The 21,621-nt window shown below is 45.9% G+C and carries 13 protein-coding genes; 7 read left to right on the forward strand and 6 right to left on the reverse strand.

What is annotated here, in order from left to right:
* Window positions 1-17: 17 nt before the first annotated feature.
* Together D0T92_RS00180 and D0T92_RS00185 are read right to left on the reverse strand one after the other, a co-directional pair.
* Window positions 18-245 (reverse strand): hypothetical protein, encoded by a 228-nt coding sequence (locus D0T92_RS00180; RefSeq protein WP_151049103.1) that lies wholly within the window; start codon window positions 243-245, stop codon window positions 18-20.
* Complete coding sequence (locus D0T92_RS00185; RefSeq protein ID WP_151049105.1) at window positions 223-456, reverse strand: RNA-binding S4 domain-containing protein; 234 nt, start codon at window positions 454-456, stop codon at window positions 223-225. Before D0T92_RS00185 ends, D0T92_RS00180 begins: the two co-directional genes overlap by 23 nt.
* Window positions 457-775: 319 nt before the next feature.
* Here D0T92_RS00185 and D0T92_RS00190 point away from each other — a divergent pair, with 319 nt between their 5' ends.
* Together D0T92_RS00190 and D0T92_RS00195 are read left to right on the forward strand one after the other, a co-directional pair.
* On the forward strand, window positions 776-2,284 hold the full coding sequence (locus D0T92_RS00190; RefSeq protein ID WP_151049107.1) for a catalase: 1,509 nt from the start codon (window positions 776-778) through the stop codon (window positions 2,282-2,284).
* Window positions 2,285-2,640: 356 nt separating this feature from the next.
* The gene (locus D0T92_RS00195) at window positions 2,641-3,267 is read left to right on the forward strand and encodes an opacity family porin (RefSeq protein ID WP_151049109.1); all 627 of its coding nucleotides are present in this window, start codon (window positions 2,641-2,643) and stop codon (window positions 3,265-3,267) included.
* 214 nt (window positions 3,268-3,481) lie between these two features.
* Here D0T92_RS00195 and D0T92_RS00200 read toward each other — a convergent pair whose 3' ends face one another.
* Genes D0T92_RS00200 through D0T92_RS00215 form a run of 4 tightly spaced genes read right to left on the reverse strand, consistent with a single transcriptional unit; the run spans window position 3,482 to window position 7,003 of the window.
* Window positions 3,482-4,336, reverse strand: coding sequence for a metal ABC transporter permease (locus D0T92_RS00200; RefSeq protein WP_151049111.1), 855 nt, complete (start codon window positions 4,334-4,336; stop codon window positions 3,482-3,484).
* Window positions 4,329-5,192: a metal ABC transporter permease gene (locus D0T92_RS00205; RefSeq protein ID WP_151049114.1), complete on the reverse strand. Its 864-nt coding sequence runs from the start codon at window positions 5,190-5,192 to the stop codon at window positions 4,329-4,331. Before D0T92_RS00205 ends, D0T92_RS00200 begins: the two co-directional genes overlap by 8 nt.
* Before the next feature lie 3 nt (window positions 5,193-5,195).
* Window positions 5,196-6,122, reverse strand: a complete 927-nt coding sequence (locus tag D0T92_RS00210; protein ID WP_318527723.1) for an ATP-binding cassette domain-containing protein — start codon at window positions 6,120-6,122, stop codon at window positions 5,196-5,198.
* Window positions 6,122-7,003, reverse strand: coding sequence for a metal ABC transporter substrate-binding protein (locus tag D0T92_RS00215; protein WP_151049116.1), 882 nt, complete (start codon window positions 7,001-7,003; stop codon window positions 6,122-6,124). Before D0T92_RS00215 ends, D0T92_RS00210 begins: the two co-directional genes overlap by 1 nt.
* Before the next feature lie 292 nt (window positions 7,004-7,295).
* On the opposite strand from D0T92_RS00215, the gene D0T92_RS00220 reads away from it, so the two are divergent.
* The 5 genes from D0T92_RS00220 to dnaE all read left to right on the forward strand — a co-directional run bounded on the left by D0T92_RS00220 (window position 7,296) and on the right by dnaE (window position 21,576).
* Window positions 7,296-8,591 carry a valine--pyruvate transaminase gene (locus D0T92_RS00220; protein WP_151049118.1) on the forward strand — a complete coding sequence of 432 codons (1,296 nt, stop codon included), beginning with the start codon at window positions 7,296-7,298 and terminating at the stop codon, window positions 8,589-8,591.
* 398 nt (window positions 8,592-8,989) lie between these two features.
* Complete coding sequence (locus tag D0T92_RS00225) at window positions 8,990-10,348, forward strand: calcium-binding protein (RefSeq protein ID WP_191963646.1); 1,359 nt, start codon at window positions 8,990-8,992, stop codon at window positions 10,346-10,348.
* Between the two features lie 398 nt (window positions 10,349-10,746).
* Window positions 10,747-13,632: a calcium-binding protein gene (locus tag D0T92_RS11315; protein WP_191963647.1), complete on the forward strand. Its 2,886-nt coding sequence runs from the start codon at window positions 10,747-10,749 to the stop codon at window positions 13,630-13,632.
* A 387-nt stretch (window positions 13,633-14,019) separates the two neighbouring features.
* Window positions 14,020-18,033, forward strand: coding sequence for a VWA domain-containing protein (locus tag D0T92_RS00255; RefSeq protein WP_151049122.1), 4,014 nt, complete (start codon window positions 14,020-14,022; stop codon window positions 18,031-18,033).
* A gap of 108 nt (window positions 18,034-18,141) precedes the next feature.
* A complete protein-coding gene (gene dnaE, locus D0T92_RS00260; RefSeq protein ID WP_151049124.1) occupies window positions 18,142-21,576 on the forward strand; it encodes a DNA polymerase III subunit alpha in 3,435 nt (1,144 codons plus the stop codon).
* Window positions 21,577-21,621: the final 45 nt, after the last annotated feature.

The following is a 21,621-nucleotide window of genomic DNA, read 5'->3' on the forward strand; positions in this document are numbered from 1 at the left end:
CCGTCTGAAATGATTCATTATTTCACCGTTTCGGAGTCCGCTCCGTTTTCGGCAGCTTCCTGCGCCGCCAGTTTTTCTTTCAGGCGCTTCTGTTGTTCGTCGTATTTGGCTTTGTCATTCCAATAAATGGTTTGGATACAGGCATCGCCACAATCACTACCGCAACATTCCCATGCCTCCGGACGTACCGGTTCGGGTAATAGCTCTTCTTCTAATTCTAACTCAGGTTTCCGAATCGTATCCATCTTCAACCTCCAAGACTGCTTCATTATATTCGATGACTTCCCCGCCGCGTATTTTAGCGGTTTTACGGGTTTCCACTTCACCGTTACGCAACACTTCTCCAGCGGCAATCACCATTTTCGCCTGCCCGCCACTATCGACAAGACCGGCCAGTTTCAATAAGTCACATAAAGCAATATATTCGCTATCTTCTAAATAAATAGTTGCATGCATGTTTTTTTCAATCTTTGGGGTTATTAATAAAAATTTAATTATTCTACGGCTAAACCATGAGCCACAATCAAACTTTAAAATTATCTATTAGATTTTATTTTTCAATTTAAAATAACTAAAATAAATCGTATCCATAGTTTTAATAGCCAAAATCTTAATGTATAGTATGTTTCATAGATACAAAACAGCAAAAAGATTAGTTAAATTTACTATATATTTTTAACTATATACTTTGATTTACTGAATATTTTATATTATCTACACAAGCCGCTGCCAAAAACAGCACATAACACAAGAAACCACTTAAGGAGTACAAACTATGTCAAAATGTCCAGTTACCCATTTGACTACCAATGCCGGTGCGCCGGTTGCCGATAACCAAAACAGCTTAACAGCCGGCCCCCGCGGCCCTTTGTTGGCACAAGACTTATGGCTGAATGAAAAATTAGCCAACTTTGTTCGCGAAGTGATTCCCGAGCGTCGTATGCATGCCAAAGGTTCGGGCGCTTTCGGTACGTTTACCGTAACCAACGATATCACCAAATACACCCGTGCCAAAATCTTTAGCGAAGTCGGCAAAAAAACAGAAATGTTTGCCCGCTTCACAACCGTAGCCGGTGAGCGCGGCGCTGCCGATGCCGAACGCGATATCCGCGGTTTTGCCCTGAAATTCTATACTGAAGAAGGCAACTGGGATATGGTCGGCAACAACACCCCCGTATTCTTTATGCGTGATCCGCGTAAATTCCCGGATTTAAATAAAGCCGTAAAACGTGACCCGCGCACCAATATGCGTTCCGCAACCAACAACTGGGACTTCTGGACCTTGCTGCCCGAAGCCTTCCACCAAGTAACAGTTGTGATGAGCGACCGCGGTATCCCTGCTTCTTACCGCCACATGCACGGTTTCGGTTCGCACACTTATAGCTTCTGGAACGAAGCCGGCGAACGTTTTTGGGTGAAATTCCACTTCCGCACTCAGCAAGGTATTAAAAACCTGAGCGATGAAGAAGCCGCTGCGATTATTGCCAACGACCGCGAAAGCCATCAACGCGACTTGTATGATTCTATCGAACGTGGTGACTTCCCGAAATGGACCATGTATGTACAAATCATGCCTGAAGCCGAAGCGGAAAAAGTGCCTTACCATCCGTTTGACCTGACCAAAGTTTGGCCGAAAAAAGACTATCCGTTGATTGAAGTGGGTGAGTTCGAATTAAACCGCAACCCTGAAAACTTCTTTGCCGATGTTGAACAAGCAGCTTTCGCACCGAGCAATCTGGTACCGGGTATCAGCGTATCACCCGATAAAATGTTGCAGGCACGTTTGTTTAACTATGCCGATGCACAACGCTACCGCTTGGGTGTAAACCATCACCAAATTCCGGTTAACGCACCACGCTGCCCCGTACACAGCAATGCCCGTGACGGTTTAGGCCGTACAGACGGCAACTACGGTGGTCTGCCTCACTATGAGCCAAACAGCTTCGGTCAATGGCAAGAGCAAGCCCAATTTGCTGAACCGCCTTTAAAAATTAACGGTGATGCCGCTCACTGGAACTTCCGTGAGGATGATGACGACTACTTTAGCCAACCACGCGCACTGTTTAATCTGATGAATGCGGAGCAAAAGCAGGCACTGTTTAACAATACCGCTGCGGCGATGGGTGATGCTTTAGATTTCATCAAATACCGTCATATTCGCAATTGTTATATGTGTGATCCGGCTTATGGTGAAGGTGTCGCCAAAGCATTGGGTATGACCGTAGCAGATGCTCAGGCGGCTCGTGAAACTGATCCTGCAAAAGGCCATCCGGGGTTCTTATAATGTGGCTGGAATTGGGTGAGTTTTTAGCCGATAAGGTTAAACACTACCAAAAACGCTGAATATAAGCACCCAATATAAAAACAGTAGGCCGTCTGAAAAATTTCAGGCGGCCTACTTATCCATATTTTATGTTATTGATTTATACAACATAAGATACAGATAAAATTTAATTAAAAATCAAATGATTAAAAAATGCTTTATGAAAATATTTGTAAATAGCTAAATTAGCATTGATTGTTTTTCAAAACCCTCTTTAAATACTCAACAGTTTCTGAAAACTCAGTAGTTCAACTTAGCCTATTCTATTGCTTTGTATATCTACAACCATTTTTTACCCTTAAAGAAAGGTATCCATAATGAAACAAACCTCTACCCGCATTAGCGCACTTTTATTGGCTGCTTTTGCTGCTTCTGTATCAAGCGCAGCATTTGCCGATGACACTGTCGGCCCTTATGTTCAAGGCGATATCGGTTTAGCTCATTTAAAATTTGATGACGGCAAAAAATTTAAAATCCGTAATACATTCAGAAATATTAAAGATTCTTATAAAGAATCTGGTTTTATGCCCCGCATTAGCGCCGGTTATGATTATGGTGACTTCCGTGTAGCTGGTGACTATACTCATTACAAAACCATTTCAGAATCTAGCCGTGATGCCAACAGTAGTGCCAATGTAAAAGTTAAAGTACGCGGTATCGGCGCATCTGTAATTTACGATGTACCGATGCAATCCAATTTCCAACCTTATGTCGGTGCACGTTTATCTGTAAATAAAATTAAAAGTGAAGCTAACGTACGCTATTTGAATGAGCGTGGCTCAACTTCCGATAGCTCAACTAAAGTGGGTATCGGTGCTCTGGCTGGTGTCGGCTATAAAATCAACGATAACTTGACTGCTGATGCCGGATATCGCTTCAACCGCTTGACTTCAGATCTCAATACTCACGAAGTTTCTGTCGGCCTGCGTTATACTTTCCGTTAATGAAGCTCTCACTACTCGTATAGCGGCCTAATCCGAACTTGTACGAGTAAATTTATTGTTCAGCGTGCTGCATTCTAGCAGCACGCTTTTTATTTAAGCAGCCTAAAGAATGGAAAAGCTTCTCCTCAGTGATAAACTCGACCATATCCGCTACGGTCACGTTAGTTGATGATACAACATGATCAACTAAATACACGGCTTTGAGGCCTTTTTATTATTCCATTAATTTTAACTTACCTGTATGCAGATATTCCCTCAGTTTGGAATAGCCCAACGCGCACAAAAATAATATCGCCTGCAACAAAATAATCGTGGGCCCGGTAGCAGCATTGAGATGGTAGCTCAGTATCGTTCCCATCAAACTGGTTATAACGGAGCAAGCCACAACGATAATCATCATGTGATCGAAACGGTGGGTTAATAAGGAAGCGGTAATACCGGGTGAAATCAGCATAGCAATCACCAGTACCACACCGGCAACCTGTATCGCACTGATGATGGTCAGTGCTAGCAGAATCAGCAGACCGTAATGAAGGATTCGGGGGGGCAAGCCGACAATTTTTGCCTGAACCGGATCAAAGCAATACAGCATCAAATCCCTTTTTTTCAGCATAACCACGATAAAAATGATAGCGCAAACAATTAACGTGCGAATCAATTCCGAATAGCTTACGCCAAGAACATTGCCGAACAAAATATGAGTCAGGTGTTGATCAGTTTCCACTTTAGTGAATAAAACCAAACCGAAAGCAAACATACCCGAAAACACAATGCCCATGACTGTATCTTCTTTCAGACGGCTATTGTTTTTCAGATAGCCCACACCCAAGGCACAGGCCAGCCCTGAAAAAAACGCACCGACAACCAACGGAATACCGGTTACAAAGGCAACAATAATGCCGGGTAGCACGGCATGGGAAATCGCATCCCCCATCAGCGACCAACCTTTCAGCACCAAATAGCAAGACAAAATCCCGCATACCACCGACACAATCAGTGCAGTAAACAGCGCATATTGCATAAACGGAAAAGACAGCGGCTCGACAAACCAATTGATAATATCAGCCATGTTCTGCTTCTCCCTGCACCGCTACGGCCTTTTTCTGTTGCAACAAACCGTGTTTGGGCGCGAATAAAAAAGCCAAAAGAAAAAGCAGCGTTTGTAAGCAGACAATAATGCCCCCTGTGGCTCCGTCGAGGAAATAACTGATATATGCGCCTATTCCGCTGGTAAAAAAACCCAAAGCCACGGCAATCGAGGCCAGCTTGCTGAATTTGTCGGTAAGCAGATAAGCTGTGGCACCGGGTGTAATCACCATCGCAATCACCAGCACCGCACCCACGGTTTGCAATGCGGTTACCACGCAGGCACTAAGCAGGGTGAAAAACAGAATTTTATAACGTAATGGCGACAAACCTACGACAACAGCCTGTGTTTCATCAAAAAACACCAACAGCAGGTTTTTCCAAAACAGTAATAAAAAAACCAGACACACCACGATAATAATGCCGACTTGAAAAACGTCTTCGTCGGCAATTCCCAAAATATTGCCCAACACGATTTCCTGTACATTGACTGCGGTGGGATTAATCGAAACGATAAACAGGCCGAGTGCGAAAAAAGTCGTGAAAATAAAGCCGATAATGGCATCTTCTTTCAATTTGCTCACGGCTTTAATCCACAAAATCGACAATGCCGCCAAGATGCCCGAAATAAAAGCGCCCACCGAATAAGGCAGGGCGAGCGAATAGGTGATGGCCACACCGGGCACCACAGAATGCGACAGGGCATCGCCGATTAAAGACCAACCTTTAAGCATCAGATAGGCTGATAAAAAAGCACATATCCCCCCCACGGCAGCACTCAATACAATCGCTTTCACCATATACTCATAAGCGAGCGGTTCCAATAAAACATCTAGCATGGCTCAGTCCTTTTCCCCACCTTCCACTTGTTCGACTTTTTTCTTACGATTGTCGACACTTTTCGCTGCAGAAGCAGGCGGATCAATTTTGGTTTGGCCATAGAATACGGCCGGGCGTTTATCTTCGGCCGCTAATACCGTCACTGCACGTTTGTCTTCATCTATATGCAAATCGCTGCTGGCAAGTTTGAAATGGCGCAACACACCACCGAAGGTATGTTCAAGATTACGTTGGTTGAATGTCGATTCAATCGGGCCTGCCGCCTGCACGGTGCCGTTAATCATCACCACATGGTCGCAAAAGTCGGGCACAGCGCCTAAATTGTGTGTGGATACCAAAATCAGACGGCCTTCTGCACGCAATTGGTCCAGAAGATCCATAATCATATTTTCCGTTTTGACATCTACGCCGGTAAACGGCTCGTCCAATAAAATAACCTTACTGTCCTGAGCCAGCGCACGGGCAATAAAGACACGTTTTTTCTGTCCGCCGGAAAGTTCGCCGATTTGCCGTCCGGCAAGATGGGCAATGTCGACACGCTCCATAGCCGTCTGAACTGCCTGCTTATCGGTTTTAGCCGGAATACGCAGAAAGTTCATATAGCCGTAACGCCCCTGCATCACCACATCGTAAACCGAAACGGGAAACTGCCAATCCACTTCTTCACTTTGCGGCACATAAGACACAAAATTGTTTTGTAGTGCCTTGATAATGGGCAGCCCGCATAGACGGATATCCCCCTTATGCGGTTTAAGCAAACCCATCAGGCTTTTAAATAAAGTGGATTTTCCGCTGCCGTTCATCCCCACCAGCGCGCAGGTCATACCGCCTTCCAAACCCAAAGAAAAGTCATAAATAGCCGTGTGACCATTGTTATAGCGCACGGTAAGGTCGTTAATATGAATCGAAGCAGCGGTTTGGAACATCATTATTTTCCGAATCCTTTCACAATCGTAGATACGGTTGTATTAAGCAAATCGGCATAAGTCGGTACCGGACCGTTTTTGGCAGATAATGAATCTACATACAACACGCCGCCGTATTTGGCGCCGGTTTCTTTGGCCACCTGTTGCATCGGCTTGGGTGAAATAGTACTTTCGCTGAACACCACCGGAATTTTGTTTTTGCGTACAACATCAATCACTTTGCGGACCTGCTGAGGGGTGCCTTGCTGCTCAGCATTAATCGGCCACAAATAAACTTCTTTAAAGCCGTAGTCTTTCGCCAGATAGCTGAATGCGCCCTCACTGCTCACCAAGAAACGCTGGTTTGCCGGAACCTGCATGAGTTTGGCACGCAAAGGCTTATCCAACTGCTTGATTTTACTACTGTATGCCGCTGCATTTCTAGCATATACCGCAGCATTTTTCGGATCATATTTTGCCAAAGCATTTTTAATATTTTCAATATAAATCAAGGCATTGCTGGTTGACATCCATGCATGGGGATTGGGCATGCCTTTATAAGGGCCTTCATGAATGGACATCGGTTGAATACCTTGAGTCACCACCACCGCCGGCTTGTTTTTTACATTTTGAAAAAACCGTTCAAACCAACGTTCCAAATTCATGCCGTTCCACAATACCAAATCGGCCGACTGGGCTTTGGCGATATCCTGCGGCGTGGGTTGATAGTCATGAATTTCCGCACCGGGTTTGGTAATCGACTCTACTGTTGCCGCATCGCCGGCTACGTTTTGCGCAATGTCTTGAATAACGGTAAATGTAGTAACAACTTTAAATTTCGCATAAGCGGGCGATGCCGCTAAAACGGTTAAAAATAAACAGGTTGCTGTGATTAAACGGCGCATGATGTGTTCTCCTGCCAGTAGATATAAATAAAAATGATTAAGTGGCAGATAAATAATGCACATCTGCCAACCGCCCCATTATATTATTAATGATAATGATTTTCAATATCAAAAATATATTCAGCTTACCGAAAATAATTTCTAATCTGAGGCCGTCTGAAATGTTTTCAGACGGCCTCAGATTCCATTAATTAAGTAATCATGAGCGCACACTATTTTTTAAACTAAATGAACACGCTGCCTTTATCCGCTATATAATTTGTTTATATTCATTTTTTTCTAAGGACACATCATGCAATTTTCCGCTTTCGGTCAAAAATTCACCCGCATGAGCGGGATTCTGCAACTGATGGACGATTTGGGTAAAGCTCTAAACAGCGACCGCCCCGTTAATATGCTTGGCGGCGGCAACCCTGCCCGCATAGATGAAGCAGACAAGCTGTATCACGAAATATTACAGGAATTGATTGATAACAATACTGCCGTGGAGAGCGTCGGCAACTACTCCACCCCTCAAGGCGATACCCGATTTATTAATACGCTTGTTGACTTTTTCAACCGCGAATACGACTGGGGCATTACCCCGGAAAATATCGCATTAACCAACGGTTCCCAAAACGCGTTTTTCTATCTGTTTAACCTATTCGGCGGCCGCTTCGAGCAAAACGGTATCCATACCGATAAAACCATCCTGCTGCCACTGGTACCCGAATATGTCGGCTATGCCGATGCCCATATCGAAGGCCAACACTTTACAACCGTGCCACCTCATATCGATATCGTCGAGCATGAAGGTGAAAGCGGTTTTTTCAAATACCGCGTTGATTTTGACGCACTGGAAAACCTACCCGAACTGAAAGCCGGCAGCATCGGTGCTATCTGCTGCTCACGCCCTACCAACCCCAGCGGCAACGTTTTAACCGACGAAGAAATGGCCCGTTTGGACAAACTGGCACAAACACACGGCATCCCGCTGATTATCGACAACGCTTACGGTATGCCGTTTCCCAATATTATTTACAGCAATACTACCCTTACTTGGCATGAAAATATTATTCTCTGCTTCAGCCTCTCCAAAGTCGGCCTGCCAGGTGTGCGTACCGGCATTATCGTCGCCGCCCCCGAAGTGGTGAACGCCATCAGCGCACTCAATGCCATTGTTAACTTAGCCCCTACCCGCTTCGGAGCCGCCATCGCTACCCCATTACTTCAAGACGGCCGTCTGAAAACATTATCCGACAACACCGTGCGCCCGTTTTATCAACAACAAGCGAAACTGGCCATATCACTTATCAAAAAAGAATTAGCAGACTATCCAGTGAGAATCCACAAGCCGGAAGGTGCGATTTTCTTATGGCTATGGTTTGAAGGCCTGCCGGTTTCCACTCAAGAACTATACGAACAGCTGAAAGCCGAAGGCACATTGGTGATTCCAGGCGAACATTTCTTTATAGGCATCGACACCGATACTCATCCCCATACCCGTGAGTGTATCCGCATCAGCATTGCACAAAATGAAACCATATTAAGCAACGGTATCGCAGCCATCGGCAAAGCAGTCCGCCGACTTTATGATAATATTAATTAAATAATATTTATTCAATTAATTAAAAAGGCCGTCTGAAACCTAGGACTTTCAGACGGCCTTTTTCTATTTTAATAACTTAGCGAAACGAAAACATACTTAATAATAACAATTAAATGTATTAAAAACATACAGATAGATTAAAAAAACTAACTTTTAAAATTAAAACAAAATTTATTAAAAATATTCAATCAACATTTAATAATAAATATCAAAAAGATAATTTTATAAAAATTACCCTATCATTTTCAATAACTTAAAAATAAATAAAATTAAATATTTTTTACAGTAGAACTGTAACACCAATCAATTCATAACTTATAGCATAACAAAAAGGAAATATTACAAACTTAATGATTGTGATATTACCCCATATAAAACATCAAAAAAGGAGACTAAAAATGGCTAATAACACTAATCAAACCCCTGTTATTAATGGAAAAGTTATTCAAGGCACATCAAGAAATGATGTACTACGGGGCACAAATGGCAATGACACCCTCTATGGTTTGAATGGCAATGATAAGCTATATGGTTTAAATGGTAATGATTTGCTCAAAGGAGGAAAAGGCAACGATACATTATATGGCGGCAACCATAACGACATCCTATACGGTGAAGACAATAACGACCAATTATACGGCGACAGCGGTCGCGATATACTTTATGGTGGCAACGGCAACGATACCCTCCATGGCGGCAACGATAACGATATCCTATATGGTGACGGCGGTAATGACCGGTTATACGGTGAAAACGGTAACGATATCCTCTATGGCGGTAACGGCAACGATACCCTCAACGGAGGCAGCGGCAGCGACGTTATGCGTGGAGGAGCCGGAAATGATGCCTATTATGTCGACAATGCCCGCGACATCGTTATCGAAGCAGCAAACGAAGGCACCGACACTGTATACAGCAGCATTAATTACACCACCCCGCAAAATGTAGAAACCCTGATATTGACCGGCAGCGCGCCTATTAGCGGCCATGGCAATAACAGCAACAACAACATCTACGGAAACAACAATAGCAACCAGCTACATGGTGGCAATGGTAATGATTTTATTCGTGGCGTAAACGGCAACGACAGAATCTATGGTGACAATGGCAACGACTGGCTCTATGGCGACAATGGCAATGATTTGCTCTATGGCGGTAGTGGAAATGACTTACTCAACGGTGGAGCCGGTAACGATAGGCTCTACGGTATGGCAGGTGATGACACCTACCACTTTGGCCGCGGTTATGGAAATGATTTTATTTATGATATTCAAGGCCATAATACACTCCATTTTAACGGCTTAAATACATCGGATGTCCGCATTGAATCCCATAATAATTCTTGGACCATCCATGTTAACGGTACCAATGACAGCGTGACGATCGGCTACCAAAATGCCGGAGCACATGCATCTATCAACAATTTTGTATTTGATGACGGTTCATTCAGCAATACCCAACTCAGCAACATGATGGGGACTACCAAGATATTAGGGGCTTCCCTCGAAAACAGCAATTTGGTTGTCCACAACCAAAACCTAACTGCTGAAAAAGTCGCAGCCGGCGATGCCTTAGAAATTTCCGGCGGCCTGCTTGAAAGCGGCAACGACGGTGCATTGGACAGCCAACTCAACGGCCTGTTTTCCGAACCGCCAGTTACTACCGGCAGCATCGGTGCCGCCGACACCGTAGCTTACGCGACAACAGAAACAGTAACTTATGTGGATGATAATGTTCACAATACATCCATTATCTAATCCTTAACCGAATCATGGCTTAGGCCGTCTGAATATCTTAAAGATTTCAGACGGCCTTTTTCTATTTTAATCTTCTATCAATGCAAAAAACATTCAAAATTAAAGAATAAATGTATTAAAAAACATACAGATACATCAAAAAATAACTAACCAACAAAACTAAAACCAAACTAATTAAAAATACTCAATACTCATTTGATAATAGATATCAAAAAGATATTTGATTAAAAAATTAACTTATCATTTTCAATAACTTACAATAAATAAACTTAAATATTTTTTACAGTAGAACTTTAACACTTCTTAATTCATACCTTATAACATTACAAATAGGAAATATTACAAACATGATGATTGCAATATTGCCTAATATTTAACATAACAAAAGGAGATTAAAAATGGCTAATAATGTAATTCAAGGTACGAATGGTAACGATACCCTCTATGGCGGCAATGGCAATGATTCACTCTATGGTTTAAATGGTAACGATTCACTCTATGGTCGGAACGGTAATGACTCGCTATATGGTGGTAACGGCAACGACACGCTCAATGGTGAAAATGGTAACGACTCACTATATGGTGAAGATGGTCGCGATACACTTTACGGCGGCAGCGGTAACGACTCGCTATATGGCGGCAATGATAACGATACACTCTATGGCGGCAGCGGTAACGATACACTCGATGGCGGCAGCGGTAACGATACACTCAATGGCGGCAGTGGTAATGATGTGATGTCTGGACGAACTGGAGGTGATACTTATTATGTCGACAGCGCCGGAGACTCCGTTATCGAAAGCATCTACGGCGGCTACGACACCGTATACAGCAGTATCAGCTATACCCTCCCTCAAAATGTGGAAAACTTGACATTAATCGGCAATGCACTAAACGGCTATGGAAATGATGACGATAATGTTATTCGGGGCAACAGCAACAACAACTACTTATCCGGCGGTAACAGCGACGACCGACTTTATGGCGACAATGGTAATGATTTGCTCTATGGCGGTAATGGTAACGACCGACTTTATGGCGGCAGCGGTAATGATATTATGCGCGGTCAAGCTGGAGATGATGCCTATTATGTTGACAGTACCAATGACTCTGTTATCGAAGAAGCTAACGAAGGTATTGACACCGTATATAGCAGTATCAACTACACCATCCCCAAAAATGTAGAAAATCTGACCTTAACCGACAATGCTCTAAACGGCTATGGCAATGATAATGATAACATTATCTGGGGTACCGATAATGACAACTACTTATATGGCGGCGATGGTCACGATGAGATTTATGCTGGCAATGGCAACGATACGCTTTATGGTGGTAATGGTAATGACTTTCTCGTTGGCTTTTACGGCAACAACCGACTTTATGGCGGGAACGGCAACGACTGGCTATACGGTGGTAGCAGTAACGATACGCTAAATGGCGGCAGTGGTAACGATACTATGCAAGGTTATGACGGAAACGATACCTATTATGTCGATAATCCCGGTGACAGCGTAATCGAAGTAACTAACGAAGGCACCGATACCGTATACAGCAGTGTCAGCTACACTATCCCGCAAAACGTGGAAAATCTGACTTTAACCGGTAACGCTGTAAACGGTTACGGTAATGCCGCCAATAACGTTATCCAAGGTAACAACAATAATAACTACTTATACGGCGGCAATGGTAACGATACCCTTTATGGATTAAACGGTAACGATACGCTCAATGGCGGTAGCGGTAATGACGTTATGCGCGGCCAAGATGGAAACGATACCTACCATGTCGACAGCTCCGGTGACTCCGTTATCGAAGCTGCCAACCAAGGCACCGATACCGTATACAGCAGTATCAGCTACACTATCCCACAAAACGTAGAAAATCTGACTTTAACCGGCAATGCCCGTATTAACGGCTATGGCAATAACGGCAATAATGTTATCCAAGGTAACAACAACGATAACTACTTATACGGCCGTGATGGCAATGATTCCATTTATGGTGGCTATGGTAACGATACGCTCAGCGGCGGTAATGGCCATGACTCGCTGCATGGCGGCTATGGCAATGACTCGCTACACGGTAACGCCGGCAATGATTCGCTATACGGTGACAGCGGTAATGATTTACTCTATGGCGGTGACGGTCATGATTCGCTCTATGGCGGTGACGGTCATGATTCGCTCTATGGCGGTGACGGTCATGATTCGCTCTATGGCGGTGACGGTCATGATTCGCTCTATGGTGGCATCGGCAACGACCGGCTTGATGGCGGTAGTGGTAACGATGTTATGCGTGGCCAAGATGGAAACGATACCTACTATGTCGACAGCTCCGGCGATTCCGTTATCGAAGCTGCCAACCAAGGTACCGATACCGTATACAGCAGTATCACCTACACTATCCCGCAAAACGTAGAAAATCTGACTTTAACCGGCAATGCCCGTATTAATGGCTATGGCAATAACGGCAATAATGTTATCCAAGGTAACAACAACGATAACTACTTATACGGCCGTGATGGCAATGATTCCATTTATGGTGGCTATGGTAACGATACGCTCAGTGGTGGCAATGGCAACGACTGGTTATATGGTGGTAGCGGTAACGATATCATTTACGGTTGGAACGGTAATGATACGCTCAGTGGCGGTAACGGTAATGACAGGTTATACGGCGGTAATGGTAACGATACGCTCTATGGCGGCAGTGGTAACGATAGACTCTACGGCCAGGCCGGTGATGACACCTACTACTTCGGCCGCGGCTATGGAAGTGATTATATTAACGACACCCAAGGCCATAACTCGCTCCACTTGAATGGTTTAAATACGTCGGATGTCAGCATTGAATCCCATAATAATTCTTGGACTATTCAAATTAACGGCACCACCGACAGTATTACGATTGACCATCAAACCGCAGGGGCTGATGCATCTATCAATAGCTTTGTGTTTAACAACGGTACATTCAGCAACGCACAACTCAACGGTATGATAGGTAGCACCAATATATTGAGTGTTTCGGCCGAAAACAGCAATCTGGTTGTCCATAACCAGAATCCACCTACTGGGAAAGTCGCAGCCGGCGATATCTTAGAAATTTCCGGCGGCCTGCTTGAAAGCGGCAACGATAGTGTATTGGATACCCAACTCAACAGCCTGTTTTCCGAACCGCCGGTTGCCACCAGCAGCATCGGTGCCGCCGATACCGTGTCTTATGCAACAACCGAAGCGGCTGTTTATGTAGACGATAATGTTCAAAATGTCGCTATTATCTAATCCTTAATCCAATCTCCTTAGGCCGTCTGAAAGATTTCAGACGGTTTTTTTCTTTTTCATAACTTATCTAAATACAAACGAACTTAAATAAAAAATTTATTTTTTGTATAAAAAAACATACATATATCTAAAAAAATTTAATATTTATTCAAATAGAAACTTTATTACAAAAATATTTAATATTCATTTGATAATAAATATCATATAGATATACCACTCTTAAAATACATTATCATACTCAATAACTTATAATAAAAAAATTTAAATTTTTTTTACAGTAAATGATTAACGATAATTATTTAAAACTTTTAATATATAAGCAGGAAATATCACATTCATTATGATTGTAATATTTCTCAACATACAATTAATAAAGGAGAGCGACTAATGGATAAAAATACCAATGTAAATACGGTTATTAACGGGACATCTCAAAACGATGTTCTACATGGTACAAACGGTAACGACACCATTTACGGATTGGGTGGTAATGATGTACTTATCGGCCGAGATGGTCATGACTCACTTTATGGTGGTTCTGGTAACGATCGGCTCTATGGCGGGAACGATAATGACATACTCCATGGTGGAGAGGGTCGTGATGTCATGCGCGGTCAAGCTGGTGACGATATTTATTATGTCGACAATATCGGCGATACCGTGATTGAAGCCGCCAATGAAGGTACCGATACCATTTACAGCAGCGTCAGCTATACCGCTTCACCAAACGTTGAAAATCTGGCCTTAATAGGTAGCGACCGTATCAACGGCACAGGTAATAACGGTGATAACGTATTAGCTGGTAACAGCAACTACAACCGCCTCAATGGTGGTCGTGGTAACGATACTATTTATGGCAATCGTGGTGAAGACACCATCGACGGTGGCGAAGGTAACGACAAACTCTACGGTGGTGCCGACCGTGACAATATCTTCGGCGGCAACGGCAATGACTTGCTCGACGGCGGTGAAGGTAAAGATGTAATGCGCGGCCAGGCCGGTGATGATGTTTATTATGTCGACAATGTCGGCGATACCGTGATCGAAGCGGCTAATGAAGGTACCGACACCATTTACAGTAGCGTCAGCTATACCGCTTCACAAAACGTTGAAAACCTGACCTTAACCGGCAACGACCGCATTAATGGTACCGGTAACAACAGCGATAATATCTTGGTCGGTAACGACAACTACAACCGCCTCAACGGTGGCCGTGGTAACGACACCATCTACGGTAACGGTGGCGAAGATACCATCGACGGTGGCGAAGGCGACGACAAACTCTACGGTGGTGCCGACCGTGACAATATCTTCGGCGGCAGCGGCAATGACTTGCTCGACGGCGGTGAAGGTAAAGATGTAATGCGCGGCCAAGCCGGTGATGATGTTTATTATGTCGACAATGTCGGCGATACCGTGATCGAAGCGGCTAATGAAGGTACCGACACCATTTACAGTAGCGTCAGCTATACCGCTTCGCAAAACGTTGAAAACCTGACCTTAACCGGCAACGACCGCATTAATGGTACTGGTAACAACAGCGATAATATCTTGGTCGGCAACGACAACTACAACCGCCTCAACGGTGGCCGTGGTAACGACACCATCTACGGTAACGGTGGCGAAGATACCATCGACGGTGGCGACGGTGACGACAAACTCTACGGCGGTGCCGACCGTGACAATATCTTCGGCGGTAACGGCAACGATTTGCTCGACGGCGGTGAAGGTAGAGATGTGATGCGCGGCCAGGCCGGTGATGATGTTTATTATGTCGACAATGTCGGCGATACCGTGATCGAAGCGGCCAATGAAGGTACCGATACCATCTACAGCAGTGTCAGCTATACCGCTTCACAAAATGTGGAAAACCTGATTTTGACCGGTAACGACCGCATTAATGGTACCGGTAACAACAGCGATAACATCTTGGTCGGCAACGACAACTACAACCGCCTCAACGGTGGCCGCGGTAACGACACCATCTACGGCAACGGCGGTGAAGACACCATTGACGGCGGAGAGGGTGACGACAGAATCGACGGTGGTGCAGACCGTGACAATATCTTCGGCGGCAGCGGCAACGATATATTGCGTGGCGGTGAAGGAAAAGACGTTGTGAACGGTGGTGACGGTGATGACTCTCTGGTTGTTGTCGGCAATCTGACTGCTGGCAGCAAATCTACCAACGCAGCTTATGACGCCGTTTTAGGTACCTCTCTTGCCAAAATGGCCGGTACTGATTGGAATGAAGTTGTAGACGGCGAAATTCTGCGTGGTGGCAACGGCACCGATACGCTCTATGTATTCGGCACAACCGATTTGAGCAAAGCGATTTTGGAGAGTATTGAAAAAATCGAAATGCCTTCCGATGTCACTATGACAGCAGACCAATTGTCAGCAGTAGAGGTAAGCGGCGATAAAGTCGGCACTTTACGTGTTAAAGAAGAAAGTGCCGAGAAAGTTATCGTATTGGATGACCAACAGCTCAACGGCATCAGACAACTCGATATCGGCAGCAATGTAGTTATTGAAGTTAAAAATATCGATTCGCTCAACGGTATCCATATTATCAGTGGCGAAGGCACCTTGCGCTTCACTGAAGCAACCGAGCTGACAACCGACCATACGATTACCGGAACAGTTACAGTGATCAATGCCGACGGCACACCGGCCGCAGGCAAAGCCGAAGTGCTGGATCATATCGCTTCTGCAACAGACAATGATACGGTCGTGACAGAAGTCAAAGATTTGGATTACCAAGACCAGCTCTCTGACGAAGTAAAAGATAGCAGTGACACTGTTCTCGTTTTACAAGGTTCGGAAGGAAATGATTTTCTTGAAGGCAGCAGTTCAAATGATGCATTAAACGGCGCAAACGGCAACGATATTTTAGTCGGCCGTGATGGTAACGATATATTTGTGATTGAAGGCGCCGGCAAGAAAACCATTATCGACGGCGGCAGCAACCAAGATATTGATACCATTGTGTTCCACAATGCAAAAGAGGGTGTGAATATCGATCTGAGCCAATTTAAAGGCAATGTCGGTAGCGATACCACTATTCAAATCGGTGCGGGAGACAGCGGTGGCGTAGCAGGTGCGGCCGGCGACAAAACTAACTTGATGCTGATTATTGACACATCGGGCAGCATGAGCGGCCAAAACATGCTAAATGCACAAAAAGCAGCCATTGAGTTAATCGATAAATACGGGCAGGTGGGCAATATGGCTATTCGTATTATCGGCTTTGATAGCGATGGTTTTGTACAGTTTAACGGCGTAGATTCGTGGATGAATAAAGAAGATGCCGTTAAAGCCATTAATACTCTGTATGCTGGCGGCGGCACCAACTACTATGCTGCCTTGGATACTGCCGAGCAAGCATTTATAAGCAACAGAGGAAATATCTTCCATGAAGACGGACAGAATTTCTCTATGTTCCTTTCAGACGGCTATCCCAACTCGCCCATTCAAATGCCACGGCAACTGCAATGGGAAGATTTTGCCATTAAATACCAAATTGTTTCACATGCTATCGGCTTCGGCGGCATTTACTCCAAAGATGCTTTAGAACCTATTGCATTTGATGGTACAAAAGTAGTCAACACCACCGACAATCACGATCCCGGTCAAATCGACCCGATTTTGGAAGGTGATATCGATAAATTGTCCACAACCGTTACCGGTACGGCAAAAACCGACTTTATTGAAAACGTCGGAGGCTCAAACCATGACGATACCATTGTCGGCAACAGCCTGAACAATGAAATCCGAGCCGGTGCGGGCAACGATATCCTTGATGGCCGTGAAGGCAACGATAAGCTTTATGGTCAAGCCGGTGACGATACCTACGTCTTCAGCCGTGGTTATGGTCAGGATGTGATTATCGACCACCAAGGTGATAACGCTATCCACTTTAAAGGCCTGAATGCCGGAGATGTCAGCATCCAATCCAGTCAGGATGCAGCAGGCCATGAGTCTTGGACCATTCAGATTAACGGTACTAACGACAGCATCACTATCGACCACCAAATCCATGGTTCGGATGTCGCCGTCAACAGCTTTGTGTTTGAAGACGGTACCTTAAGCAATACCGAGTTCGCCCAACTCAATGGTATGGGTACCACCAATATCATGGGGGCTTCCGCCGAAAACAGCAATCTGGTTGTCCACAGCCACAACCTACCTGCTGATAAAGCTGAGCTCATTGATATTTCAGATGCTTCCGGCGGCCTGCTTGAAAGCAGCAACGACGGTGTATTGGACAGCCAGCTTAACGGCCTGCTGCCCGAACCGGTTGCCACCGGCAGTATCGGTGCAGCCGACACCGTAGCTTATGCAGCTACTGAAGCAGCTGTTTATGTGGACGATAATGTTCAAAATACCGCCGTTATTTAATCCTTAATCCGATAATGGCTTAGGCCGTCTGAAATCTTTCAGACGGCCTTTATCTTTTGCAAACCCTGTTACAATACGTTTTTTATTTTCTCCAGCATGTATCCTGCCATGACCGATCCGATTTATATCCCCCTGCGCCTGCATACCGAATTTTCGATTACCGACGGTACGGTGCGCATCAAAGATGCCGTTAAAAAAGCCGTTTCAGACGGCCTGCCTGCTTTGGGTATCAGCGATTTGATGAATATGTTCGGGCTGGTCAAGTTTTATAAAGCCTGCCGGAGTGCCGGCATCAAACCGGTGGCTGCGGCCGATGTATGGATTGAAAACCCCGATGCGCCCGACAAACCTTTCCGTGCCATGTTGGTGGTCAAAAACGATGCCGGATACCTGCGTTTGAGTGAGTTGCTAACCGCGGCCTATGTCGGTAACGACCGCAATACCGAACACGCCGAGCTGCGCCAAAGCTGGCTTGAAACAGGCGACAACAGCGGTTTAATCTGCTTATCCGGCGCACACTACGGCGAAGTAGGCGTCAACCTGATCAACGGCCATCCCGATGCTGCCAAAGCGGCCGCCCAAAAATATGCGGCATGGTTTCCGAATGCTTTCTATCTGGAGCTGCAACGCCTACCCGAACGGCCGCAATGGGAAACTTCGGTTTCCGGCAGTGTCGAGATTGCCGCCGAGTTGGATTTGCCGGTGGTCGCCACCCATCCGACCCAATTTTTAAACCGTGACGACTTTCAGGCACACGAAGCGCGGGTATGCATTGCCGGCGGTTGGGTGCTGGCCGATAAAAAACGCCCGCACGAATTTACCCCCGGCCAATTTTTTATTTCCCCCGAAGTGATGGCGGAACGTTTTGCCGATTTGCCCGAAGCCCTGCAAAACTCGGTAGAAATTGCCAAACGCTGTAATCTGACCATTACTTTAGGTAAAAACTTCCTGCCTTTATTCCCGACTCCCGACGGCTTGTCGCTCGATGATTATCTGACACAACTGGCCAACGAAGGCTTGCAGGAACGCATGATCCAACTTTATCCGGATGAAGCCGAACGCAAACAAAAAATGCCCGAATATCAGACACGTTTGGATTTCGAGCTGGGTATTATTATTCAAATGGGTTTTCCCGGCTATTTCCTTATCGTACAAGACTTTATCAACTGGGCTAAAAACAACGGCTGCCCCGTCGGCCCCGGGCGCGGTTCCGGTGCCGGCTCGCTGGTAGCCTATTCGCTCAAAATTACCGACCTCGACCCGTTGAAATACGCCCTGCTGTTCGAACGTTTCTTAAACCCCGAACGCGTTTCCATGCCCGACTTCGATATTGACTTCTGCCAAAGCAACCGTGGCCGTGTGATTGAATATGTGCGCGGAAAATATGGTGCCGATGCGGTCAGCCAGATTGTGACTTTCGGCACCATGTCGTCTAAAGCCGTTATCCGTGATGTCGGCCGCGTATTGGAGCTGCCGTTCGGCTTGTGTGACCGTCTGTCGAAACTGATTCCGTTGGAAGCCAACCGTCCCGTCAGCCTAGATAAAGCCATGGAAATGGAGCCGGAAATCAAGCAATTGATTGATGATGAAGACGCCGGCGAATTGATTGAATTGGCCAAAAAACTCGAAGACCTGACCCGTGGTTTGGGTATGCATGCGGGCGGCGTATTGATTGCCCCCGGCAAAATTTCGGATTTCAGCCCTGTTTATCAGGCCGATGAATCCGCTTCGCCCGTATCGATGTATGACAAAGGCGATGTGGAAGACGTGGGGCTGGTGAAGTTCGACTTTTTGGGCTTGCGCAACCTCACCATTATCGAAATGGCGCAAAACTTTATCAAACAAACCACCGGCGAAACGGTGGATGTCGGCAAAATCACCTTAGACGACCCCGCCGCCTATAAAATCTTTTCCACCGCCAACACCACCGCCGTTTTCCAGTTTGAATCGACCGGTATGAAAAAAATGCTGCAAAAGGCCAAACCTACCAAGTTTGAAGAGATTATTGCCTTTGTGTCGCTCTACCGCCCCGGCCCGATGGATCTGATTCCCGACTTTATCGACCGCATGCACGGCGCTAAATTCGAATATCTGCACCCGCTTTTGAGCGAAGTGTTGGCGCCGACCTACGGCATTATGGTTTATCAGGAACAAGTGATGCAGTCGGCGCAGGTTGTCGGCGGCTACTCACTCGGCGGCGCCGACTTATTACGCCGTGCCATGGGTAAGAAAAAACCGGAAGAAATGGCCAAACACCGTGAGATTTTTGCCGAAGGCGCTCAAAAACAAGGCATTTCCAAAGCCAAAGCCGATGAAATTTTCGACTATATGGAAAAATTTGCCGGCTACGGCTTCAATAAATCACATGCCGCCGCCTATTCGCTGGTTGCCTATCAGACCGCATGGCTCAAAGCGCACTACCCCGCCGAATTTATGGCCGCTACCATGTCGTCCGAGCTGGATAATACCGACCAGCTCAAGCATTTCTACGATGACGCCCGCGCCAACGGCATTACCTTTTTAGCACCCGATATCAACGAATCCGACTACCTGTTTACTCCCGACAACCAACGCCGCATCCGCTATGCGCTCGGTGCGGTAAAAGGCGTCGGCGAAGGCGCGGTAGAGGCCATTGTCGAAGCCCGCAATACGGGCGGCGCATTTAAAGACTTGCTCGATTTCTGCGAACGGGTCGATAGAGGCCATCTGAACAAGCGCACCGTCGAATCGCTGGTACGCGCCGGTGCATTCGACACCCTCAACCCCAACCGCGCCATGCTGTTGGCCAATATTGATCTGGCTATCCACAATGCCGAACAGAAAACCGCCAATGCCAATCAGGGCGGATTGTTTGATTTTATCGAAGATGCCATCGAGCCGGTTCAAATGGAAGCCGTACCTGAATGGAGCGAATCGGAAAAACTGGCCGAAGAAAAACAAGTATTGGGTTTCTACTTTTCCGGCCACCCGTTCGGCCCTTATGCCGAAGAAGTCCGCCAAATCGCCCCAACCCGTTTAAGCCGTCTGAAACCGCAAGACAATGTGCGGGTTGCCGGCTTCACCACCGCCGTACGCACCATGATGGGTAAACGCGGCAAAATCGCTTTTGCCACCCTTGAAGACCAAAATGGCCAAGTCGAAGTAATGATCAGCGGCCATGTATTGGAAGAAAGCGCAGGCCGTCTGAAAGCCGACCAAGTGCTGATTATGGAATGCAAGGTCAGCCGCGACGATTATAACGGCGGCGATGCCCTACGCATTATGGCCAATCAGGTGATGACTCTACAATCCGCCCGCGAACGCTACGCCCGCAGCCTAAGCCTAAACTTAGGTCCCGACCACGACATCACACAACTGGCGGCACTTTTAAACGAACACCACCTGCCCGATACCGGACACATACCGATACGGCTGTCTTACAGCAATCATGCTGCCAGCGGTGATTTGAAAATTTCGCCAAAATGGACGGTAACACCGAGCGCGGCATTGTTCGACAGCTTAGAAAGCTTACTTGGCGGCCGTTCTGTTAGGGTGAATTGGTAGCTGTAACCCACATCAATAAATGTCATAACACATGATAAAACGAGG

It is taken from the genome of Neisseria zalophi (assembly GCF_008807015.1).
GTDB classification, from domain to species: domain Bacteria; phylum Pseudomonadota; class Gammaproteobacteria; order Burkholderiales; family Neisseriaceae; genus Neisseria; species Neisseria zalophi.